We start from the raw sequence: 21,265 nt of genomic DNA, 5'->3' as shown, positions 1-21,265 counted from the left end.
GTCGACGGAGAGGGCGACGTCGGTGAAGGTGCCGCCGACGTCGACGCCGATCCGGGTGGCATCCGTGTGTGCTGGTTGCGTGTCCGTGCGTTCGTCGGATATCGGTGTATCGTTCATAGTCACTGAGAGTTCGTCGCGTCAGAGGAAGCCGAAGAGAACGTCGAGTCCGTCCTGAACGATCAGGACGTCGTAGAGCGTCTGGACGCCGATGCCAACGACGACGAGGGTGACGAGCCCGCCGAGGATGTTCTGGAGCGTGCTGTTCGTATACTCGCCGAGCAGTGCCTCGTTGTTCATCGCATAGATCAGAAATAGGGCGATGATCGGCAGCAGGAGGCCGTTGGCGACCTGCGCGAAGACGATCACCTGTACGGGATCGAAGCCGACCGCCGAGAAGACGACCCCGACCGAGAGGATCGTCACCCAGATCGCCCGGAACCGGGTCGATTTCAGATCGCGTTCCCAGCCGAGCGCGCCGGCGGTCGCGTAGGCCCCCGCGAGGGGCGCGCTCATCGCGCTCGTGAAGCCGGCCGCGAAGAGGCCGATCGCAAAAAAGGTCAGCGCGTAGCCGCCGAAGACGGGCTCGAGCTGGTCGGCCATCTCGCCGACGTCGGCGATCGTGGTTCCCTCGGGGAACACCGCGGCTGCGGTCACGACGATCGCCGTCGTGATCAGCCCGCCGACGACGATCATTCCGATCGTGTCGGTTCGACACTCCGCGAGGTCGTCGGGGCCGTCCCAGCGTTCCTGGACGGTGCTCGCGTGCAGAAACAGGTTGTAGCCGACGACGGTGGTGCCGACGAGGCCCGCGATCAGGTACGCCGATCCCTCCGGAATCGTCGGGACGAGGCCGCCGGCGAGCGCGCCGAGGTCGGGACGGACCATAATCGCGTTGAGCAGGAACGCCCCACCCATAACGGCGACGAGGCCGATAAACACGCGCTCGATCAGCTTGTAGTTGCCCGACCAGAGCAGGGCGCCCGCGACGATCCCGATCAGCGGCCCCCAGACGTTCTCGCTGACGCCGGTGATCGTCGCGAGGCCTGCCGCGCCGCCGACGATGTTGCCGGTCTGGAACGCCGCCGTGCCGATCCCGATCGCGCTGACGACGAGCAGGACCGACGCCCACTTCGCCAGCGGATTCGAGAATTCGTCCCTGAGCGCCTCGCCGAGCCCCTCGCGCGAGATCAGCCCCAGCCGCGCGCTCATCTCCTGGAGGACCATCGTCGCCAGAATCGAGAAGGCGATCGTCCAGACGAGCACGTAGGCGTACTCCGCGCCGATGACGCTCGCGGTCGTGACGGTTCCCGGACCGACGAACGCCGCCGCGACGAGCGCGCCCGGTCCGATCGCTTTCAGCCTGTCTACTATACCCATGGTGAGTGTACACAGTATCCGCTCTCCGAGAGCAGCATAAGGGTTGTTGAGCGCGGATCATACGGCTCCGTCGATGTGGCCGCTCGAGCAGTCCGTCGTATGACCGAGTATGAACTCGTGTGAGGGGTCCGGCTACGCGTCGCTCGAGCGCTCGGCGACGATCGTCTTCGAGACGCCCCGTTCGATCTCGAGTTCGATCGGCATCGAGGCGGTGCTGCGCTCGATAAAGCGGGTCATGAACCACTGGATCGCCTCCGAGGGGAAGACGACGTGGTAGACCCCGCCGGCCTCGTCACGGACCTCGAGGAAGCCACAGAAGGAGAGCCACTCGAGGAGTTCGTCGATACCCTCGAACCGCGCTTCGTACTCCCTCGCGTGGTAGTCCGAGACCCGGTCGGCCGCCTCGACGAACGCCGGATCGGGATCGCCACCCGCATAGAGGTGCTCGAGAAAGGCGTGCAGGAAGTCGACGTCGAGCAGGACGTGCTCGCCGGAAGAGAGCATCTGGTAGTACTGTTCCAAGTTGTCGCTCGGTCGCCCGCTCGCGGCCTCGAAGTTCGCGGCGTAAAACGACAGCGCGCGTCGGACGACCTCGCTCTGTCCTCTTCCAGTCTCGCCGGCGAGCGTCTCGAGGGCCGCCTTCGTCTCGTCGTCGAGCGAGACGGTGACGCGGTGTGCCATAGCGTCCGGGAGGAACGCGAGACGGGTATAGTTCACGAACGATCGGGTGTTCGGCCCTCGGTCTCCGAATCACGCGACCCGGAAATCGCCGTAGCGGCGAAACCGACCGACAGCATACCGAAAGTGTCCGGAGTTATGACCCCTGGGGTCGACGTACCAGCTGTGCGGCTCGTACAGCTGACGGTTCCGACGGGAAAGCGACAGACGATCCTCGAGACACTCGACGATCGAGGGATCGACTACGTCGTCACCGACGAAGAGAGCGACCGGGACTACACGGCGGTCGTCTACTTTCCACTGCCGGCGCCGGCCGTCGAGCCGGTGCTCGACGAGCTTCAGGAGGCGGGGGTCGGGGAGGACGCGTACACGGTCGTCGTCGATGCGGAGACGGTCGTCTCTCGACGGTTCGAGGCGCTGCGCGAGGAGTACGAGGAGGGCGACGTCGAATCGGATCGGATCTCGAGACAGGAGCTCCAGACCGAAGCGGAGTCGCTGACGCCGACGTTCGGCGTCTACTCGACGATGACGATCATCAGTGCGATCGTCGCGACGGCCGGACTGCTGCTTGACTCGCCGGCGGTCGTCGTCGGCTCGATGGTGATCGCGCCGCTGATCGGTCCGGCTCTCGGTGCCAGTGTCGGCTCGGTGATCGACGAGGAGGATCTGTTCGTCGAGAGCGTGGCCTACCAGTTCATCGGCATCATCTTCGCGATCGGTGCGGCGGCCGTCTTCGCCTGGTCGGTCCACGTTACGAACATCGTCCCGCCCGGCCTCGAGCTCGCGGAGGTCGACGAGATCTCCGAGCGCCTCGCGCCCGACCTGCTCTCGCTGGCGGTCGCGCTCGGCGCCGGCGTCGCGGGGATCGTCAGCATCGCGACGGGGATCTCCGTCGCGCTCGTCGGCGTGATGATCGCCGCAGCGCTGATTCCGCCCGCCGCGGCTGCGGGGATCGCGATCGCCTGGGGCCAGCCCGCGGCCGCGATCGGTTCGACGGCGCTCGTGTTCGTCAACGTGCTCTCGGTGAACCTCGCCGGCCTGCTGACGCTGTGGTATCTGGGGTACCGACCGGAGAGCCTGTTCGAACTCGGTCCGACGGAAAAGCGGGTCCGAAAGCGCGTCGTCGGGCTCGTCGTGATCGTGCTCGTCTTCTCGGTGTTTCTCGGGGCGATCACCTACTCGTCGTACCAGGCCGGCAACTTCGAGGAGAACGCCCGCGAGGAGGTGATACTCGCACTCGACGAGGAGGAGTTCGAGCAGTACCAGTTCCTCGAAATCGAGGTGCTCATGGACGAGGACTATCCGATCCAGAGTCCCGAGCGGGTGATCGTCACGATCGGCGGGCCGCCCGGCGAGACCGCGCCCGGACTGGCATCGGAACTCAATCAACGGGTCGAGCAACACGCCGACGGTGACGTCGATATCGAGATCAGGTACGTCAACATCGTCGAGGAGTGAGCGTCACTCGCTCCGCTCTCGGGCGCCGTTCTCGACCCTCAACGGCTCCGCAGCCGCTCGAGCGCCGATCCCCGATTGGAGCCGGACGATCGGTCGGCGTCGGTCCCGCCGTCCGCCGCGGTGCTTTCGTCCTCCGCCTCGTCGTCACCGCCCCGACCGAGCCGACGCCGGACCCACGCTCGCGGCCCGCCGATGCGGTTGACGAGGTACGTCGGGAAGTAGAGCACGAGCAGCCCAAAAAAGAGGAAGCTCACGCCCCAGGCGTACCGCCCCGCGAAGAGGTAGTTCGCCGCGAGGAAGAACAGCGGCCCGGCCAGCGAGAAGCCGGCCGCGGTCTGTAACATCCAGAGGATTCCCGGTCCCTTCATGACGTTACTCCTCGAACGGCAGTTCCGGTTCGTAGCCGATCGCCTCGACGGCCGCGTCGAGGACGGTCTCGACGTTCTCGCCGGTCTCGACGCTCATCTCGTAGTCAGCGGCGACGTCGGCCGTCCAGTGTTCGGCGCGGTCGATCTTGTTCGCGACCGTGAACACGGGCACGTCCTCGAACTGCGCGGCGATGGCGTCCCGAAGCTCGAGCTGGGACTCGAGGGGGTAGCCACACTCCCCGCTCGGGTCGAGGACGACGAGCATGCAGTCGGCGAGGTGTTCGATCGCGCTCACCGCCTGTGACTCGATCTCGTTTCGATCCTGCGGCGGGCGGTCGAGCAGGCCGGGCGTGTCGACGATCTGATAGCGGATGTGATCTCGCTCGAAGTGACCCAGCCCGATCCCCTTCGTCGTGAACGGGTATGAAGCGGTCTCGCCGCGGGCGTTCGTGACGTCGTTGACGAACGACGACTTCCCGACGTTTGGGTAGCCCGCGACGACGATCGTCGGCTCGTCGGGGTTGATCTCGGGGAGGTCCCGCAGGTCGTTGCGCGACTCGTTGATGTACAGCAGCTCGTCGTCGATCTGTTCGACGATGTCCGCGAGCCGGGCGAACGCCTGTTTTCGATGTTTGCGTGCGGTGTCGATGTCGGTCTTGCGCAGCTTCGGCTGGTACTCCTGGTGGATCTCGCGGGCCTTGCGGCTGGCCCACATCGTCTCCGAGAGGCTCTGACGCAGGCGGTCCACGTCGACGATCGCGTCCGCGATCTCGTAGTAGAACGGGTCGACGTCGTCCTCGTAGGCGAAGTCCGGCCAGGCCGTGACGACGTTTTCCAGATTGTCGGAGATGATGTTCGCCGCGGTCTGGAGCATCGACTGCTGGGCCTCGAGGCCGCCCTTGGCCTTGCCGGCCCGCGCCGCCCGCGAGAACGCCTTGTCGATCAGCTCTTCCGACGTGGGCGTGGTCGGAAGGTCTTCGAAAATCATGCCTTCAGCTAGAACCCGCGGTCGTAAAAGGTCGTTCGTTATCCCGCGGCCGTCGTGGAGGCACTGTCCGACGACCCGACGGGCCATACCCCGCAGTATCCACGCCGAGGGCTTATGTCCGCTCGCGTCCGACGGATCGGTATGACAGACTGGCGCTCCGTCGTCATTGGCTTTCTCGTCATCACTATTCTCGGGATCGTCGGACTCACGCTGCCGGGTGTCGGCCAGCTTGCCGCGGGGCTGATCGGCGGGTTCGTCGCCGGTTACCTCGCCGGCGGCGGGCTCGGACGCGGCTTCTGGCATGGGCTGCTTGCCGGCGCCCTCGGCGGGCTCGTCGCCGGCGTGCTCGTTGCGCTCGTCGTCGGGGTCGCCGGCTGGGCCGGCGGCCCGATCGGCGGCGCCATCAGCGGCCTCGCCGGCCTCGGGATCTTCCTCGTCGCGCTGGCGCTGTCCTTTGTCATGGCCCTCGAGAGCGCGATCGCCGGGGCCATCGGCGGGTTCTTCAACTCCGGCTCCTCGAGCGACCCGGGAGCTTCAGGGCGTCGGGTGTAGATCGGCCGCTCGAGCGACGAGTTGCGACGAACGTCGCGGGAACGGACGCCGTGCGGAAACTGATCGTCTGGGTTCAGGAGGCGACCAGGCGGGAAAACCGGTTCCAGACCCCGTGGAAATCCGAAAATGCGGTGCCGAGATCCGTTGAAAACGAGGGATGGGGGATCTCGACTGGAAGCTACCTGGGCGCGTTGCTCCCGTGGACTCGCGTCAACTGGAAGCCATCTCGCGGCAGCTCTCGACGCAGTTCGGAAGGATCTCGGCGCAGGCCTGGCAGTGGTCGTGATCGTGGCCCTCACACTCCTCGGCGCACTCCTCACAGAGGTCCGCACAGAGCTCGCCCAGTTCCGCGTGGTAACTCGAGTTACGGGCCATGAACCGCGCGTGCAGCGAGGCGATGTCGGCCACGTCCCGACAGAGCCGGACGCAGCGGGCCATCTCCTCGCCCTCGTCGAGGCAGGCGTCGGCACACCACTCGCAGACCTGCGCAGCCTCGAGACAGTTGTCGATACACTCCTGCATGTGGTCGTCGGCGTGTTCGATCTGTTCGACTGCCATGCAGGCACCCTCACACCGATCGGGACAATCAATCTGGGCCGGGCGGCTGCAAGCGTCGGCCTCGTTGGGCGTTCGTCTAGCGCCGCGCCTCGAGTTCGGCCTCGAGCTCCTCGAGATCCATGTCCTTCATCGACAGCAACACGAGCAGGTGGTAGACGATGTCGGCGGCCTCGTAGGCGATCTCCTCGCGGTCGTCGTCTTTGGCCGCGAGCACGAGTTCGGTGCTCTCCTCGCCGAGTTTCTCGAGCACCGCGTTCTCCCCCTTCTCGTGGGTGAACAGCGACGCGGTGTAGGAGTCCTCGGGCAGCGTTTCCTTGCGATCCTCGATGACGGCGAACAGGGCTTCGAGCGTGTCGTCCATTCAGAACTCACCGGAGACGTCACGGATCGATTCGAGGTGCTCGAACTTCTCCCTGTCGTCTCGGCCGTCCTCGAAGACGTCCTCGGTGACCTCGATCGGTGCGTTCGTCCGGGCGGCGAGCGCGAGCGAGTCGCTCGGGCGCGCGTCGATCACCGTCTCGCCACGGGCGGTCTGGAGGTGGAGGTCGGCAATGTAGGTGCCGCCCCGATCGTTCGCCCCGGATTCGATCGCGCTGACGACGACGCGCTCGATCCGGCTGCCGAGTTCCTCCATGACGTCGAGCAACAGGTCGTGGGTCAGCGGCCGGCCGATGTCCTCGGCCTCGAGGCCGCGATCGATGCTTACGGCCTCGTTGAACCCGATGAAGATCGGGACGACGTCGTCTTCGCTCTCGAGTTCGAGAACGACCACTGGAACCGGACCCTGGGGTGTTCCCGCGACGCGGACGGCGTCGATCGCTGCGTTCATGTTCGGCTCGACGCGCGGCAGGGGAAAAACGTGTTCGGCCGCACATGCTTGCACGGCCGAGCGCGGTCGAACGATCGTGGTGGTCGACCCGGCGCTACGCGGGCTCCTCGAGCGCCGGCCCGATCGACTCCTCGTTCTCGAAGAACGCCAGCCCGTGGAGGCGACTGTCCGGGGTCAGCTCGGGATGGAAGGCGGTCGCGACGACGGGACCGTCACGCACCGCGACCGGTCGCCCCTCCCAGCGCGCGAGTACGTCGGCGTCGCCGACGTCGTCGACGGCGGGGGCGCGGATGAACACCGCCGGAAACGGCTCCTCGAGGCCGTCGATCTCGAGGGGTGCCTCGAAGCTGTCCTTCTGTCGCCCGAAGGCGTTGCGCTCGATCGAGGCGTCGATCAGTTCGAGTTCGTCGACGCGGTCGTCGTTCGCGTCGCTCGAGGCGACGATCAGGCCCGCACACGTCGCAAGCAAGGGTTTCCCGGCGGCGACGTGGTCCCGGATCTCGTCGGCGATCCTCTCGCCGTGGACGAGCCGCGAGATCGTCGTCGACTCGCCGCCGGGCATCGCGAGCAGGTCGCAGTCGGGGACGATCCCGGAGTCACGGATCTCGCGGACGGTAACCTCCCGCCCGTGGGCTCGCGCGGCGCGTTCGATCGCGTCGGCGTGTTCGTCGACGTTGCCCTGAACGGCGACGACGCCGGCTGTCAGTGACATGGCTGTCGGGTACGGAGCGAACGGCCAAAAACGACGCGTCACGGTGACGTCTCGAGCGCTCCGGCGCCGCGGCTACCGAGACGCTCGTCGGGAACGACGGGCGAGGATCAGGAGACGAAGATCAGCAGCTGGACGAGCACGCCCAGCATGATCCCCGTGGCGATAACCGTCTTCGGGTCGATACGGATCGCGTTCGAGTCCTCTGCGTCGAAGTACCGGACGAGTCCGGCACTGGACATCAGCCCGCCGGAGTTTTGTCCTCTGTCCATACGTACACCATCGGGTTGGGCTGAACTAAAGCTTTCGACGATCGAACGGGTTCGAGGAGACGGCCCGCTCGCTCGCCGAGTCGACCGTCGGCGGGAGACGCTGCTCGAGGGGTCGTTCGCCGATTGGATCGCGCGACGGCGGCGGGGATCGGCCCGCGGCGTCCGTGACACCGGCGTGAACCCCCGAGTGGGAAACCCTTATGCGCGGCGCGTGGCAAGTACCCCTGATCACATGTCCGTCACGCTCAAGGACTTCTACGCAGACTGGTGTGGCCCCTGCAAGACCCAGGATCCGATCCTCGAGGAACTCGAGGACGACTGGGATGGGCGCTTCGATGTCGAGAAGGTAAACGTCGACGAACAGCAGGACGTTGCCAACGAGTACCAGGTTCGCTCGCTGCCGACCCTGATCATCGAGAACGACGACGGCGTCGTCGAGCGGTTCGTCGGCGTCACCCAGCGCGAGGACCTCGAGGACGCCCTCGAGGACGCCGGCGCGTAGTCCGTCGATCAGCCGACGTTTCTTGCGTCGTTTTTCCGCCTATAGTGGACCGTGAAGCTTTGCTTCTCTCTCGAGTCGAGAGGCGGTGAGCCGTCATCAGATTGCCGAGGGCATTTCAATGCCTGAAATAACAGGCCGTGGCTGGATGGGGACAGCGTTCACAGCTACGTACATGTCGAATGGCGCCGGTGGACTACCAGCCACGCTGGAGATCTTACTCGTCGAGGACAACCCTGGGGACGTGCGGCTAACGAAGGAGTCGCTGCGAGCGACGCCGATCGACCACACGTTCCACGTCGTCGACGACGGGAGCGACGCGCTCGACTTTCTCCACCGCCGTGGAGAGTTCGCCGACGCACCCCGTCCCGATCTCGTCTTGCTCGATTTCAAGCTCCCGCGGCTGAACGGCGACGAGGTCGCGACCGAGATCGAGGGAACGCCCGAAATCGAGGAGATCCCCCTGGTCGTGCTGACCGGCCACCCCGCACAGGACCGGGTGCTCGGGCTCGACGAACTGCCTATCGACGACGCGATGACGAAACCCGTCGACGCCGACGGCTTTCTCGAGACGCTGCGCTCGCTGGAAACGTCGTGGTCCCGAACCGAACTCGAGACCGAATCCACGCCGGCATCAGAATCCGAGTCAGAGCGCGCCCGCTAGTCGAACTTCACGCCGACGTCGTGGAGGTCGTCGTTGTACCGTGCGATGTTGATCACGAGCGGCGTGACGCTCTCGACTTCCGCCGCGTTAGCCAGCGGGCCGACGTCGAGCGCCCGGAGCCCCTCGATCTCCTCGGCCAGCGCGATCACTCGCCCTTTTGCGTCCGAATCGTCGCCGACGACGAGCGTGTCGAGATCCAGCTCGAGCTCGAGGTCCGTGAGCGCGCCGGCCGCGAGGTTGTGGAAGGCCCCGACCACGGGAACGCCGTCGGGCGCGCGCTTCGCAACGAGTTCGGTGACGCTGCCGGCACTCGGTGGATGGTAGTGAAGTCCGTCGTCGTCGCCCTGCATCCCGACCGCGGGCGTCACCAGCACGGTGTCCTCGTCGAGGACGTCCGCGACGGCCTCGACCGTATCGCCGACGTAGTACGGCGGGACCGAGAGCACGACGACGTCGGCTCGATCCGCGGCCATCTCGTTGACAAACCCCTTCACGCTCGACTCGGCGCCGATCGCCTCGAGAACGTCCTCGTACTCCGCGACCGCGTCGCGGGCCTTCTCGGGATCACGGGAGCCGATGAGGATCTCGTGGTCGGTATCACGCGCGAACCGGAGCGCGAGCCCCTCGCCGATGTCGCCGGTGCCGCCCAGTAGTGCGATTCGCATACGCGCCTCTCGGGACGGCAGCCGAATAAAACGGTGGGGGGTCGGCCGATCTCGCCGGGTTCTCGGGCGCCAGTTCGTAATCAGTAGTCGCCCTGGTTGCTGTAGATGCGTTCGTGGCTGTGGGTGTAGATCTCGACGATGTTGCCCCACGGGTCCTTGCAGTAGGTCATTCGGTAGGGCTGGTCGGGGAACAGCTCCCAGACGTCGGTGTGGTGTTCACCGCCGCTGTCGGCGATCTCGGCCGCGAGGTCTTCGATCTCCGGATCGATGACGCAGACGTGAAAGTAGCCCGCCTCGGACGGCTCCGGATCGGGGCCCGACTCGGTATCGTCGAACTCGAAGAGCTCGATCGCGACCTGGTTGCCCGTCGCGACGTGGGCGATCGAGACGGTGTCGAACTCACCCAGTACGTCCGCACAGAGCCTCCCGATGTGGTCCTCGCCGTGGTCGACCTCGACGGGACCCATAATTGTCTCGAAGCCGAGCACGTCCTCGTACCACTCGAGCGCCGCCTCGATGTCCGGAACGGTGACGCCGACGTGTGCCACTCCACGGGGGTAGCGAGCCATATTCAGTGGTGGCGTCGCTCGCGGCAAGTGCGCTCGCCCGGCAGCTGACACCTCGGTATTAGGGCGCGTCGTGATCCTCGGGGTTCATCGCCTCGCCGACGTTGCCGTCGTAGGCGTCCCGTTCCTCGATCTCCCGCATCCGCTGGTTGAGGCGGTCCTCGAGGGCCTGGCGGCGCTCCTCGTCGACGTCGCCGTCGGTGCTCATCGCCTCGAGGTCCCGCTTTGCCGTCTGGAGCACCGAGATCGCCTCCTCCTGCTCGAGGTCCTCGACCCGGCCCAGATTCCGTTCGACGTCGTCTAGCGTCGTGTCTGTCATACGCGCTCTGTTCGCCCGGTAGCGTATTGAAAGGCAACCCGGCAGGCGAACGCTGAGAGCGTTGTCGTCGCCGTGGATCGGTGTAGAGGAGGCGGATCCGCTAATTACGCATACGTACCTTTTTCTCGTCGGGTTCGCTCGCAGGCCTCGCTCACCTCTCCTCGAAAAATCTACGCTAAAAAGCCGCCTTCGCGGGCTTCGCCCGCTTCGGCGGGGAACCGCTCGCTTCGTCTTCGCGCGGCATAGCCGCGCGAACGATCCGCGGAACGGAACGTTCCGCGCTGCTCGCGGATGGTGGCGGTGATATCAGCTTCACCTTTGCTGAACGCAAGTTGCACAGCGACCCGAACGAACCGCACTGCCAACCACTGATAGGGGCCGCCGCCGTGGTCGTCGGTATGCACACTCCCGCCGTCATCGCCCACCGCGGTTACGCCGGCGTCGCTCCCGAAAACACGATCGCCGCCGCCGTCGATGCGGCGGGACACGAGGGAACCGCGATGCTCGAGGTCGACGTCCAGCCCGCCGCCTGCGGGACTCCGGTCGTCTTCCACGACGAGCGCCTCGAGCGAACGCGGGACGGTCGACCCGTCACCGACGCCTCGGGGTTCGTTTGGGAGACGTCCCTTGAGACGCTCGAATCGCTGTCGGTACTGGGAACCGACGACTCGATCCCGACGCTGTCGGCGCTGCTCGAGGCAGTCCCCGAGACGGTCGGCATCAACGTCGAGCTGAAGAACCCGGGGGCGGCCGACCTGCGCGTCGGCGAGTCGCTGCCGGCGGACGCCCGGGAAGAACGGCGGGAGGTGTGGCACCCGTTCGTCGAACGGGTCCTCGAGGACTGCGAGGACTTCGACGGCGAACTCCTCTTCTCGTCGTTCTGCGAGGGTGCGCTCGCCGCCCTTCGAGATACTGCCGACTACGCGGCCGCGCCGCTCGTCTGGGACGACCTCGAGGCCGGCGTCGAAATCGCCCGCCGGTACGACTGCGAGGCGATCCACCCGCCGCGGAACGCGATCGCGGGGACCGCGCTCGCGAGCGAACCCTACTACGGGCTCCCGACGAGCGAGCCCGAGATCGACATCGTCGAGGTGGCCCACGAGGAGGACCGTGCGGTCAACGTCTGGACCGTCGATAGCTGGCTCCAGTTCGACGACCTCGCCGCGGCGGGCATCGACGGAGTCGCCGCGGACTACCCCGGGCTCGAGGCGGGAACGGGAGCGAGGACGGATGCGGGACTCGCCCGGTAGCTCATCCTTTTCGAGCGGGTAGGTCCTCGTTCGCCGGCCCCTCGAGGACCTCGCCGTCGGGTTCGAACCGCGAGCCGTGGCAGGGGCAGTCCCAGCTCTCCTCGGCGTCGTTCCACTCGACGAGACAGTACATGTGGGTACAGACCGCCGAGACGGCGTGGAGCTTCCCGTCCTCGTCTCTGGCGCAGGCGATCGGCTTCCCGCCCTTGCGGACGATCTTGGCCTCGCCGGGCTCGAGGGCCGTGAGATCCGGCGTCACGAGCGTTTGGAACCAGTCGGTGACGAACTCGCTCGCCGTGTCGGCGTTCTCGGTGAGGGTCTTGCCCAGCGAGGCCTTCGGCGTCAGCCGGAGGGGATCGAACAGATCCAGTTCGGGCACCGGCTCGCCGTCGATGTCGGCCGCCAGCAGTCGCCCCGCGGCGGTGCCGTTGGTCATCCCCCAGCCCCGAAAGCCCGTCGCGACGGAGACGTTCTCGGTCCCCGCACCGGCGCGGCCGATGAAGGGCACCTTGTCGACGGGCTTGTAGTCCTGGGTCGACCACCGGTAGGCGACCTCGTCAACGGGAAACCGCTCGCGGGCCCACGACTCGAGCCGACGGTAGCGGTCGGCGGTCGAGCCGCCCTGCCCGGTCTTGTGGTTCTCGCCGCCGACCAGCAACAGCTTCTCCCCGTCGTCGCGGTAGGTGCGAACGGAGCGGTAGGGGTCGCCGCTGCGGTAGTACATTCCTTCCGGAGGATCGCCGTCCAGACGGATCCCGAGGACGTAGGATCGTTTCGGGTGCATCCGGGCGAAGTACCCCGCCCGATCACGGATCGGAAACCCCGTCGCGAGCACGACGTGTTTCGCCCGGACGGTTCCCCGCTCGGTTCGGACGAAACAGGGCGTCCCGTCCTCGAGATCCGTCACTCGAGTCTCCTCGTGGAGGTGCGCGCCGTCGTCGGCCCGGAGCTCGTCGGCGATCGCGAGCAGGTACTTTCGGGGATGGAACCAGGCCTGGTCGTCGAACCGGACCGCGGCCTGGGCGCGCTCGAACGGCGGGACGGAGGTGACGTAGCTCGCCTCGAGTCCCGCCGCGCGGGCGGCGTCGACCTCCCGTTCGATCTCGTCGGGCTCGTTGCTGTAGAGGTAGGAGGGCTGGCGTTCGAACCCGCAGTCGACCCCCAGCTCCTCGATCCGGCGCTCGACCCGGTCGATCGCCTCCTCCTGGACGGCGGCGTACCGACTCGCCTGCGCCGGGCCGAACTCCCGGCGCAGGTGGTCGTAGATCGCCCCGTGCTGGCTGGTCAGCTTCGCGGTCGTCTTCCCCGTGATCCCCGTCGCGACGCGATCCCGCTCGAGGACGGCGACGGTCAGATTCCGCTCGCGCAGCTCGATCGCCGTCGAGAGCCCGGCGATGCCGGCGCCGACGACGGCGACGTCGACGCTGCGATCGCCCTCGAGCGGGTCGGGATCGGGATCGTCCTCGCGGGTGCTCGCGAGCCAGACTGAGGTCGCCTCGCCGGGGAGGTCGCCGCTTGCGAAGTCGGACATCGGAATCTGCGGGTAGTACGGCGAAGGCGGGGAAAAAACGGATGGGGGGAGCTGCAGGCCGCGCGGTCTCGGACGCTCAGTCGGCCAACTCCTACTCGAGCAGGTCGGGTAGCTCGTTGACCGACTCGAGGACGGCTGCGGCGTCCTCTCGCTCGTAGGCCCGGCGGCCCTCCTCGCCGGTGAGCCCGCCCGTCAGCACGCCGACGCCGCGGTACGTTCGATCGGGATCGGCTTCGCTCGCGTTGGTCGCCGTCCGCACGTCGTCCAGGGTGTCGCCGACGAAGACGACGGCGTCGGCGTCGAAGCGTTCGGCGAGGACGGTCAGCGCCCGCGGGTGAGGTTTCCCTTCTTCCCAGTCGTCCATCGTAAAGCGGTGCTCGAGGGGGATCGCCTCCTCGAGGCCGACCCGCTCGAGGGCGATCTCTGCTTCCGCGGCGGGACGCCCGGTCAGGACGCCGACGTCGTAGCTCTCGAGGAGCCGATCCCGGGTCTCGGGCTCGAGGACGACGGGCTCGTCGTGGATGAACCCCCGCGTCTCGAGGTCGGGGTCGGCGTCCTCGAGGCCCCGGTAGAGCTCGCTGCCGAGGTAGAGCTGCTGGAAGACGTCCCGGAGTTGCTGGCGGTCCCACCGATCGGTCACGCGCTGGGTCGCCCGCGCGCCGATCGCCTCGCGGACGACGCTCTCGGCGGCCTCGAGTCCGCCACCGCGCTCTGCGATCCCGTCGGTAAACTCGTCGATCGATGCGCGGTACCCCTCTCCGGTCGCCAGGACGTACAGCGCCGCGGCGTAGGTCAGCTCCCAGTCGTTGTTGAACCCGCCGGCGTTCTTGAACGCCTGGATGTCCTCCTTGCGGATCGTGCGGTCGTGGACGTGCTCGATCGACTCGAGGATCGCTCTGCGGTAGGAGTCGGCGACGTCGACGAGCACGCCGTCGATGTCCAGGACGACTGCGTCTGCGTTCATACGGGGACGAACGCGCCCCCGGGAATAAAGCCGGACGGTTCAGATCGCGAGCGCGTCGACGATCGCGAGCGCGAGGACGAACAGGCCAACGGCGTAGAGGACGTGGGCCCAGAGCCACGAGAGGACGTTGACGACGTAGAGCAGCGCGACGACCGGGAGGCCGAGCAACACGGCCGGCGATCGTCGCCACTCCCGTCGGGAGCGAGTCCACAGCGTCCGCGCGTCGGTCGTGCTCGGGAAGGCAGCCATCCCGACCGAGAGCCCGATCCAGCCGAGGACGCCGGCGACGACCGCGTACTCGAGGGGGGCCGTCAGAACCCCCCCGGCCGCGGAGACGGCGAGGACAGCGCCGACGAACGCGGCGACCGCGACGAGCGTGTTCAGCAGGAACGGGGCGACGCTGATCACGACCGACTGGCGGTACCGATCGGGCGTGGCATGGCGAACGTATCCCGGTGGGTTCCCGAATCGGAAGTAGACGGCCTCGATCACCCTGACGCCGACGAGCCGACAGGCGCTCGCGTGGGCGAACTCGTGGACGACGACACCAGGAAGGACGAACAGGGAGATCGCGATCCGAAGGAGGAATCCCAGCCCTCGCAGGACGACCGCGAGCGCGACGAGGAGCCCGAGGACGGCGAGGACGGTAGTGGCGGGTGGCAGCGATTCGACGGCCATCGTTCCCGCTACTCTCACGGACCCGTGTAACTCCTTCGCGTTCTAACGGGGCGTGCCGTCACTGCGGGCGACGTACAGCGTCCCCTCACGAACCGTCCGTCGTTCGACCGGTATCGCGGGCTGGTCGCCGCCCAGCGTCGTAAACAGGAAGTCGGCGCCGACGCGCTCGGCGACCTCGAGCGTCGGCCGATGGAGCTCCGGGGGCAGGTTCCGGGCGTAGATCGCGTCGGCACCCTCGTAGACCTCGAGGTCGGGGTCGACGACGTCGTCGGTGACGAACTCGACGGCGCCAGGGATCGCTCGCGGGGTGATGTCCGTTGCTGTCACGGAGACGCTCGTCTCGGCGAGGGTCGCCGCCAGATCGGTTCGGCGTCCGATCCCGACCTCGACGACTCGGTCGTAGGCGGCGAGGTGCGTCTCGAGCCTCCCGGGTTTTCTGCGGGAATCGGCCATGGCGGGACGTTTATGCTACCCGCGATCATAGCAGTTGTCATGCTCGTCGATATCGTGCCGGTCGGCAGCGTCTCCGCGGAGGTCAAGCGGGCGGCCTCCTCCGCGTTGCGATCGGTCTACAACTGCGACGTCACGGTCAACGACTCGCAGTCGGTTCCGACCGGCGCGTACGACTCCGGCCGGAACCAGTACTGCGCGGAGACGTTCATCCAGCTCGCCGAGCGGGTCGGCCGCGGCGAGAAGAACATCGCTATCACGCCCCACGACCTGTTCTACCGGCGTCGCAACTACGTCTTCGGCCTCGCCTACCTCGACGGCAGCGGCAGCGTCGTCTCCACGTACCGCCTACAGACCTCGAGCGACGGCGGCTTCTCGAACAAGAGCGCCAGCGAGATCTTCGAGAACCGCGTCCGCAAGGAGATCGTCCACGAGATCGGTCACACCTACGGGCTCGAGCACTGCGACAACAACCGGTGCGTAATGAACTTCTCGCCGACCGTCCGCGAGGTCGACATCAAGGAAGAGAATCTCTGCGGAAGCTGCCAGCGACACGTTCACTGACGACTCGCGACCGCGTCCTCAGGAGCCACCTTCGTTCTCGAGCGGCCCGTCTCAGTAGTTTCGATCCACCGCTCCGAAACGGCCGTCCAGTCTGACGATCCTTGGCCGGTACTGAAAACTGCTGAACGGCCGTTCAGGCTGCCGTACGTGTTCGTGGTTGCGATTCTCCGGGAACACGTTTATTTCCGTTCCGTGTAGATGTATCCGTATGGTAAAACAGCAACTCGAACTCGCGCTCAGTCGTGCACGGTACGCAGCCATCGGCGCCGCCGTCGGCGCCGGCCTCGGCGGCCTGTTCAACAAAAACGCCGCGAGCTCCGGTGCGGCGGTCGGCGCCCTCGTCGGCGCGACGGTCGGCGAGAGCCGCCTCTCCGCTCAGTCGCGCCTCGACGAACTGCGAGCGCGCAAGGACGAACAGTTCGGCGATGTACTCTCGAAGTCGAACAACGAGTAACTCCTCGAGTCGACTTACGGCGAGTAGTAGTACTCGCCTTCCCGCTTTTGCTCGCGATCGAGCTGTGACTCCGGCTTGTTGATCCGCGGACGCGAGGTCCGTTCGTCCCGCCGGAACGTGATCTCGAGGTTCGAGAGGAACTCGTTCATCCCCTCCCGCATTGGCTGGGGCTCGCTGGCGTGGCCCTCGACTGCGGGCTCGCCCTCGAAGACCATCAAGCGGTCGGCCAGCAGGTCGATCGTGTAGATGTCGTGATCGATGACCATCACGGTGGCGTCCTGCTGTTCGGCGTAGCGCCGGATGGCGCTGGTGGCCTGGACCCGCTGTTCGACGTCGAGGTGGGCCGAGGGTTCGTCGAGCAGGTAGAGATCCGCCGACTCCGACAGGCAGGCCGCGATGGCGACCCGCTGGCGCTCACCGCCGGAGAGATCCGAGAGGTTCTGTTCCATGATCCGCTCTAACTGCAGCGGCTGAGCGATCTCGGTGTTCCAGTACGAGGAGCCGAACTGGTCCGTAATGGAGGAGAGGAAGGCGTCGACCCGCATGTGCTGGTCGATGGTGACGTACTGCGGCTTGTACGAAATATCCAGATCGAGGTCGGCGTCGCCCGCGGTCGGCTCGAGGTTCCCCGTCAGCAGCTTCGCGAACGTCGACTTCCCGATCCCGTTGGGACCGACAATGCCGAGTACCTCGTTGCGGTGGATCTCGCCGCCCTCGATCTCGAGGGAGAACTCGCCGTCGCCGTAGCTCTTGGTGAGGTCGGGGTAGTCGACCAGCACGTCGCCGTGGGACGCGATCCGGGGGGCGTGTTCCTCGAACTCGATGCGGTCCTGTCGGATCCGCATGTTCTCGTTGTCGAGATACCCCGAGAGATACTCGTTGATCCCGTTTCTGACTGACTTCGGCGAGGTGATAACACCGTAGGCGCCGGGTTCACCGTAAGCGACGTGGAGGGTGTCGGCAAGCAGGTCCAGGATCGCGAGGTCGTGTTCGACGACCAGCATCGATCGGTTCTCCTCTTCGGCGAGTTCGCGGATCAGCCGCGCCGCGGTGACGCGCTGGCCGATGTCGAGATAGGGCGTCACCTCGTCGAGGAAGTAGAAGTCCGTATCCCGCGCCAGCGTCGCCGCCAGCGCGACCCGCTGGAGCTCCCCGCCCGAGAGGTCCTCGATCGCCTGGTCCATGACGGGACCGATCTCGAGGCGTTCGACCAGCGAGTCCAGCGCCCCGCGTTCGTCCGTTCGCTCGAGCAGCTCGCGGGTGTTGCCGTCGAAGCTCTCGGGAATCTGGTCGACGTACTGGGGTTTGCGGGCGACGGTGACCTCGCCGTCGCGGACGTCAGCGATGTAGTCCTGCAGTTCGGTCCCGCGGTAGGCCTCGAGCACGTCGTTCCAGCCGACGGCCTCGTCGCGGCCGAGGTTGGGCTGGAGTTCGCCCTCGAGGATGCGAACGGCGGTGGTCTTCCCGATCCCGTTCGGGCCCAGAATACCCGTTACCTTCCCCTCCTGGGGTGCCGGCAGGCCGTACAGCGAGAAGGCGTTCTCGCCGTAGCGGTGGACGGGATCGTCCTGGAGCTCCTGGGGCAGGTTGATGATCTCGATGGCGTCAAACGGACACTTCTCGACGCAGATGCCACAGGTCTCGCCCAGACAGATCTCCTCGGAGATGTGGATCTGGTCGGGCTGGCCCTGGTCGGCCTCCTCGCCTCGGAGGGTGATACACTCCTTGCCCGTGCGGTTCGGTGGGCAGTAGTTCTTGCACTCGTAGCTACACCGGTCGGGCTGGCACCGATCTAAGTCTACGACGGCGATGCTGTCGTCGGCCATCTCAACCCATTGCCTCCGTCGTGAGGAGGATCCCCAGAACCACGAACCAGAACGAGAACGTCATGAACGTGATGAACAGGTAGTGTTTCACGCCGAACTCGTCGTCGCCGTAGATGTCCGTGAAGTCGTAGAGGACGAACTGGACGAGGATCGCCCCCAGAACGAGCAACAGTCCCCGCGTGTCGGTCGCGGCAGCGCTGGCCGCCTCGACGGACGACACGTCACCCGCCATCGCCAGCGAGGCGAACGCCGCACCGACGCCGAGCAGCGCTGACAGCGCCGTCACGCTGATCGAGCGGATATGCTCGCGTCGGTCGCTAATCGATTCGGTCGACATGGCTCGAGTTCTGTCGTCGGTGGTGAAAAGGGGTTCGCATTGTGGAGCGAGCCAGCGCGTTCACTCGGCCTCGAAGGAGTCCGTCGCCGTCTCGCCCGTGTCGGTTCGTGTGAACGTCACCTCGCTGGGGCCGGGGTCCGTTGCCTCGACGCCGACCGAGACGACGATCTCCTCGCCGCCGGTCCCCCTGTCGTTGACTTGGTAGACGAGTTCGCCATTGTTTCGCCAGACGTCGCTGTCTTCTCCCGGCCCCTCCTCAACGACGACGTCTTGGTCGTACTCGAGGCCGTCCACATCACCCAGATCGATGCGGACCTCGTCCTCCCACGGAGCGAGCCCATCGTTGGGTGTGAAGCTAAACGTCTGACGGTCGTCTCCTGGGCGAACGTCGCCGGCTTCGACGTCGAGGAACGGTTCGTCTCCGGCGCCCTCGCCATCGATTCCGAACTGAGCCGTCCCGACGTCCCCGGTTTGCGACCGCGTGAACGACGCTTCGTAGGGGCCGCCGCTGCCGTCGGTTGCGTACCCTCCGATCTCGAGAACGATCTCGTCGCCGTGGTCGTCGTCCGAGTCAACCTGGTAGACGATCGACTCGCCGCCGGATCCCCAGACCTCGCCGCTCCCCTCGATGATTTCGAGGTTATTCTGGTCCCAGAACGTCTCCTCGTAATCGACGCCGTCACCCTGGGCGTCGCCGAGATAAATCTCGATCTGCTCGTCAGGCTGTCGGTTCTCGGCGAGCGTGAAGCCGACTTGCTGGCGTTCGTCGCCCGGACTTACGAACCCGGAGACGTCGTCGACGAAGACCGAGTCGAAACCGTCACCGGGATCCGTTCCACCTGGCGGTCCTGGATCGGATTGTCCGGGACACTCTCGATCGATCGCGAACGATCGCTCTAGGTCCTCGATCGAGATCCCGTTCCCGCTAGCGGAGTCGACCGCGACCTCGAGCTCCGTCTCTCCACTACCCGTTCCGGGTTCGCAGGTCATCGCGTAGGTCGTCTCCTCGCCCGGCGAAAGCGTGTCGTCGAAGCCGCTCGCCTCCTCGAGTCCAGACCCTCGAATCGTCACGTCGGCGTCGATCGACAGCTCCTCGTCGGCGTTGTTCGTCATCACGAGGACCGTTTCGGCGTCGTTCTGATCGCTGACGACGGTGTCGACCGCCTCGATGCCGAGGTACGCCTCCTCGTCGTCGGCAGTCCCGACCGAAACGCCACGGTCGGCAGAGATCGAAACGAATCCGAAGGTCGGCCCCGCGAGCAAGACGACGCCGAGAACCACACAGAGTATCGCCAGGGATTTGCTCGTTCGCATGTTACGGTGGGCGTTCTACCTCTCCCAGCCGCATCCGCCGGTTCTGAACGACGTGGACGATCGACGACGCCGCGAACAGCCCGACCACGAGGGTCGTCCAGCCGAGCGCCGGAATCGTCCCGGTCGGAACGACCTCGAGCCACAGGCCACCCATTACGATCGACGCGATCACGGACAGTCCGAGATAGTAGACACCCCACGGGACGCTGTCGCCGGGAACGATATCGAGGTAGACGTCGAGTTCGGCGGCCTCCTCGGTGAGTTCGATCGTCCGGTCGTCGAAGACGACCATCCCGGCCCGCTCGAGGGTCGGCAGGTGGCTCTGCTGGAGGGAGGTGTAGACGCGCTTTCGCTCGGCCGCGGTCAGCTCCGCGATCTCTTTCTCGAGTTCCCAGGCGGCGACGTGTTCGGCGAGGTCGCCGAGCTCGACCGGTCCGTCCTCGCGCTTGCAGTAGTGGATCGCGTACCGCCGGCGCTGGTTCGAGAGCAACCCGAAGATTTCGCCGCGGTCCGGCGTCGGCTCGTCGAGATCCGTCTGCGCCTCGCCGGCGGCCCTGTTCGTCGCCATTAGAACGTCAGTACAGCGCACAGTACCGACTACCGATAGATAAGCCTACTGGCCAACGCGTTCGTTTCACGGTTCGTTCCGGAGCTGAAACGGTATGATGACCGTTGTGGTCCGCTTCTGGGAGGGCCTGAATAGATAATAACTATCTAAATTGACTTTCAGGGTAATAAATACAAAGTGTGTGGGCCGTATAGCTCGAGACAGGAACCGTCCGCGACCTCGCTCGGGATCACGGTCGCCGGTCGGCCAGGAAAATTCTACCATGAAACTCAACCGACGAAACACGCTCATCGGACTCGGAACGATCGTTGCCGGCGGCGGCGCAGCACTCGGCACCGGTGCGTTCAGTACTGTCGAGGCGGGCCGAGACGTAAACATCGAAACGGACGGCGACGGTGCTGCACTTCTAGAGCTGCGCATCGAGAGCGAGACCCTGAGTGGAGACGAAGACGACAACGACGTCATCGAATTCGATCTCGATAACCTCAATGAGGACGCAACGACGAGGTTCAACGACGCGCTCGCGATTGGATATAATGGAGACGAGGACGACGTCACGTACTCGATTGATATCGAAGATGAAGACGAAAATGAAGGCCAGGATCTTCTCGACGTGGATGGGGAAGCGATGTACTTTGAGGGAGACGAACCCTTCGAGGTCACAGGATCAGATGGGGGGGACGAGATTTCCCTCGACGTCGTTTTCGATCTCCGGGAGAACGACGAGAGCGATATTCCCGAGGAAATCATTATCACCGCTACAGATGATAGTTCTGACTAACGAACGTAAGTATCACTGATCGGTGGACGCTCCAACTCCCGGCCCA

General features: G+C 65.9%; 29 protein-coding genes. 8 read left to right on the top strand and 21 right to left on the bottom strand.

Annotated elements, in window-relative coordinates; genetic code table 11:
* Window positions 1–138 precede the first annotated feature (138 nt).
* Complete coding sequence (locus C491_RS01865; protein WP_005553350.1) at window positions 139–1,377, bottom strand: Nramp family divalent metal transporter; 1,239 nt, start codon at window positions 1,375–1,377, stop codon at window positions 139–141.
* 132 nt (window positions 1,378–1,509) lie between these two features.
* The gene (locus C491_RS01860; protein ID WP_005553348.1) at window positions 1,510–2,058 is read right to left on the bottom strand and encodes a ribbon-helix-helix protein, CopG family; all 549 of its coding nucleotides are present in this window, start codon (window positions 2,056–2,058) and stop codon (window positions 1,510–1,512) included.
* Between the two features lie 162 nt (window positions 2,059–2,220).
* Here C491_RS01860 and C491_RS01855 point away from each other — a divergent pair, with 162 nt between their 5' ends.
* Window positions 2,221–3,513 carry a TIGR00341 family protein gene (locus C491_RS01855; protein ID WP_005553346.1) on the top strand — a complete coding sequence of 431 codons (1,293 nt, stop codon included), beginning with the start codon at window positions 2,221–2,223 and terminating at the stop codon, window positions 3,511–3,513.
* Between the two features lie 38 nt (window positions 3,514–3,551).
* Here C491_RS01855 and C491_RS01850 read toward each other — a convergent pair whose 3' ends face one another.
* Together C491_RS01850 and C491_RS01845 are read right to left on the bottom strand one after the other, a co-directional pair.
* Window positions 3,552–3,881 (bottom strand): hypothetical protein, encoded by a 330-nt coding sequence (locus tag C491_RS01850; protein ID WP_005553344.1) that lies wholly within the window; start codon window positions 3,879–3,881, stop codon window positions 3,552–3,554.
* A 4-nt stretch (window positions 3,882–3,885) separates the two neighbouring features.
* On the bottom strand, window positions 3,886–4,869 hold the full coding sequence (locus C491_RS01845; RefSeq protein ID WP_005553343.1) for an NOG1 family protein: 984 nt from the start codon (window positions 4,867–4,869) through the stop codon (window positions 3,886–3,888).
* Between the two features lie 141 nt (window positions 4,870–5,010).
* Between C491_RS01845 and C491_RS01840 the strand changes: the two genes are divergently transcribed.
* Window positions 5,011–5,421: a DUF5518 domain-containing protein gene (locus tag C491_RS01840; protein WP_049891366.1), complete on the top strand. Its 411-nt coding sequence runs from the start codon at window positions 5,011–5,013 to the stop codon at window positions 5,419–5,421.
* A 210-nt stretch (window positions 5,422–5,631) separates the two neighbouring features.
* On the opposite strand, the gene C491_RS01835 is transcribed toward C491_RS01840, so the two are convergent.
* The 5 genes from C491_RS01835 to C491_RS01815 all read right to left on the bottom strand — a co-directional run bounded on the left by C491_RS01835 (window position 5,632) and on the right by C491_RS01815 (window position 7,789).
* The gene (locus C491_RS01835; RefSeq protein ID WP_005553341.1) at window positions 5,632–5,979 is read right to left on the bottom strand and encodes a four-helix bundle copper-binding protein; all 348 of its coding nucleotides are present in this window, start codon (window positions 5,977–5,979) and stop codon (window positions 5,632–5,634) included.
* A 76-nt stretch (window positions 5,980–6,055) separates the two neighbouring features.
* Entirely contained in the window at window positions 6,056–6,340 is a 285-nt protein-coding gene (gene hisE, locus C491_RS01830) for a phosphoribosyl-ATP diphosphatase (protein ID WP_005553340.1), read from the bottom strand.
* Window positions 6,341–6,808 carry a bifunctional nuclease family protein gene (locus C491_RS01825; protein ID WP_005553339.1) on the bottom strand — a complete coding sequence of 156 codons (468 nt, stop codon included), beginning with the start codon at window positions 6,806–6,808 and terminating at the stop codon, window positions 6,341–6,343.
* Between the two features lie 94 nt (window positions 6,809–6,902).
* Window positions 6,903–7,520 carry a pyridoxal 5'-phosphate synthase glutaminase subunit PdxT gene (pdxT, locus tag C491_RS01820; protein WP_005553338.1) on the bottom strand — a complete coding sequence of 206 codons (618 nt, stop codon included), beginning with the start codon at window positions 7,518–7,520 and terminating at the stop codon, window positions 6,903–6,905.
* 107 nt (window positions 7,521–7,627) lie between these two features.
* Window positions 7,628–7,789 carry a preprotein translocase subunit Sec61beta gene (locus tag C491_RS01815; RefSeq protein WP_005553336.1) on the bottom strand — a complete coding sequence of 54 codons (162 nt, stop codon included), beginning with the start codon at window positions 7,787–7,789 and terminating at the stop codon, window positions 7,628–7,630.
* A 232-nt stretch (window positions 7,790–8,021) separates the two neighbouring features.
* Here C491_RS01815 and C491_RS01810 point away from each other — a divergent pair, with 232 nt between their 5' ends.
* Together C491_RS01810 and C491_RS01805 are read left to right on the top strand one after the other, a co-directional pair.
* On the top strand, window positions 8,022–8,291 hold the full coding sequence (locus C491_RS01810; RefSeq protein WP_005553335.1) for a thioredoxin family protein: 270 nt from the start codon (window positions 8,022–8,024) through the stop codon (window positions 8,289–8,291).
* 172 nt (window positions 8,292–8,463) lie between these two features.
* Window positions 8,464–8,952: a response regulator gene (locus C491_RS01805; protein WP_005553333.1), complete on the top strand. Its 489-nt coding sequence runs from the start codon at window positions 8,464–8,466 to the stop codon at window positions 8,950–8,952.
* Here C491_RS01805 and npdG read toward each other — a convergent pair.
* From npdG to C491_RS22375, 4 genes are all read right to left on the bottom strand, one after another.
* Window positions 8,949–9,617, bottom strand: a complete 669-nt coding sequence (gene npdG / locus C491_RS01800; RefSeq protein ID WP_005553331.1) for an NADPH-dependent F420 reductase — start codon at window positions 9,615–9,617, stop codon at window positions 8,949–8,951. The genes C491_RS01805 and npdG overlap by 4 nt on opposite strands.
* 80 nt (window positions 9,618–9,697) lie before the next feature.
* Window positions 9,698–10,186: a VOC family protein gene (locus tag C491_RS01795; protein WP_083909278.1), complete on the bottom strand. Its 489-nt coding sequence runs from the start codon at window positions 10,184–10,186 to the stop codon at window positions 9,698–9,700.
* A 58-nt stretch (window positions 10,187–10,244) separates the two neighbouring features.
* Window positions 10,245–10,502, bottom strand: a complete 258-nt coding sequence (locus tag C491_RS01790) for a hypothetical protein (protein ID WP_005553327.1) — start codon at window positions 10,500–10,502, stop codon at window positions 10,245–10,247.
* Window positions 10,503–10,672: 170 nt separating this feature from the next.
* Complete coding sequence (locus tag C491_RS22375; protein WP_152421262.1) at window positions 10,673–10,906, bottom strand: hypothetical protein; 234 nt, start codon at window positions 10,904–10,906, stop codon at window positions 10,673–10,675.
* Here C491_RS22375 and C491_RS01785 point away from each other — a divergent pair.
* Entirely contained in the window at window positions 10,901–11,752 is an 852-nt protein-coding gene (locus C491_RS01785) for a glycerophosphodiester phosphodiesterase (RefSeq protein WP_005553326.1), read from the top strand. The genes C491_RS22375 and C491_RS01785 overlap by 6 nt on opposite strands.
* 1 nt (window position 11,753) lies before the next feature.
* Here C491_RS01785 and C491_RS01780 read toward each other — a convergent pair whose 3' ends face one another.
* The 4 genes from C491_RS01780 to C491_RS01765 all read right to left on the bottom strand — a co-directional run bounded on the left by C491_RS01780 (window position 11,754) and on the right by C491_RS01765 (window position 15,378).
* Complete coding sequence (locus C491_RS01780) at window positions 11,754–13,283, bottom strand: FAD-dependent oxidoreductase (RefSeq protein ID WP_005553325.1); 1,530 nt, start codon at window positions 13,281–13,283, stop codon at window positions 11,754–11,756.
* 91 nt (window positions 13,284–13,374) lie between these two features.
* On the bottom strand, window positions 13,375–14,247 hold the full coding sequence (locus tag C491_RS01775) for a TIGR01548 family HAD-type hydrolase (RefSeq protein ID WP_005553323.1): 873 nt from the start codon (window positions 14,245–14,247) through the stop codon (window positions 13,375–13,377).
* 39 nt (window positions 14,248–14,286) lie between these two features.
* Complete coding sequence (locus C491_RS01770) at window positions 14,287–14,925, bottom strand: metalloprotease family protein (RefSeq protein ID WP_005553321.1); 639 nt, start codon at window positions 14,923–14,925, stop codon at window positions 14,287–14,289.
* A 42-nt stretch (window positions 14,926–14,967) separates the two neighbouring features.
* A complete protein-coding gene (locus C491_RS01765) occupies window positions 14,968–15,378 on the bottom strand; it encodes a UPF0146 family protein (protein ID WP_005553319.1) in 411 nt (136 codons plus the stop codon).
* A 39-nt stretch (window positions 15,379–15,417) separates the two neighbouring features.
* Here C491_RS01765 and C491_RS01760 point away from each other — a divergent pair, with 39 nt between their 5' ends.
* Together C491_RS01760 and C491_RS01755 are read left to right on the top strand one after the other, a co-directional pair.
* Complete coding sequence (locus tag C491_RS01760) at window positions 15,418–15,939, top strand: archaemetzincin family Zn-dependent metalloprotease (RefSeq protein WP_005553317.1); 522 nt, start codon at window positions 15,418–15,420, stop codon at window positions 15,937–15,939.
* 208 nt (window positions 15,940–16,147) lie between these two features.
* A complete protein-coding gene (locus C491_RS01755; protein ID WP_005553316.1) occupies window positions 16,148–16,393 on the top strand; it encodes a YMGG-like glycine zipper-containing protein in 246 nt (81 codons plus the stop codon).
* Between the two features lie 14 nt (window positions 16,394–16,407).
* On the opposite strand, the gene C491_RS01750 is transcribed toward C491_RS01755, so the two are convergent.
* Genes C491_RS01750 through C491_RS01735 form a run of 4 tightly spaced genes read right to left on the bottom strand, consistent with a single transcriptional unit; the run spans window position 16,408 to window position 20,438 of the window.
* Window positions 16,408–18,219 carry a ribosome biogenesis/translation initiation ATPase RLI gene (locus tag C491_RS01750; protein ID WP_005553315.1) on the bottom strand — a complete coding sequence of 604 codons (1,812 nt, stop codon included), beginning with the start codon at window positions 18,217–18,219 and terminating at the stop codon, window positions 16,408–16,410.
* A 1-nt stretch (window position 18,220) separates the two neighbouring features.
* Entirely contained in the window at window positions 18,221–18,556 is a 336-nt protein-coding gene (locus tag C491_RS01745; protein ID WP_005553313.1) for an EMC6-like membrane protein, read from the bottom strand.
* 60 nt (window positions 18,557–18,616) lie between these two features.
* The gene (locus C491_RS01740) at window positions 18,617–19,870 is read right to left on the bottom strand and encodes a hypothetical protein (protein WP_049891364.1); all 1,254 of its coding nucleotides are present in this window, start codon (window positions 19,868–19,870) and stop codon (window positions 18,617–18,619) included.
* A gap of 1 nt (window position 19,871) precedes the next feature.
* Window positions 19,872–20,438: a DUF7344 domain-containing protein gene (locus tag C491_RS01735; RefSeq protein WP_005553309.1), complete on the bottom strand. Its 567-nt coding sequence runs from the start codon at window positions 20,436–20,438 to the stop codon at window positions 19,872–19,874.
* Between the two features lie 262 nt (window positions 20,439–20,700).
* Between C491_RS01735 and C491_RS01730 the strand changes: the two genes are divergently transcribed.
* Window positions 20,701–21,219 (top strand): hypothetical protein, encoded by a 519-nt coding sequence (locus C491_RS01730; RefSeq protein WP_005553308.1) that lies wholly within the window; start codon window positions 20,701–20,703, stop codon window positions 21,217–21,219.
* Window positions 21,220–21,265: the final 46 nt, after the last annotated feature.

This window comes from Natronococcus amylolyticus DSM 10524 (assembly GCF_000337675.1).
GTDB classification, from domain to species: Archaea; Halobacteriota; Halobacteria; order Halobacteriales; family Natrialbaceae; genus Natronococcus; species Natronococcus amylolyticus.
This window is presented reverse-complemented; position numbering and strand designations above follow the sequence as displayed.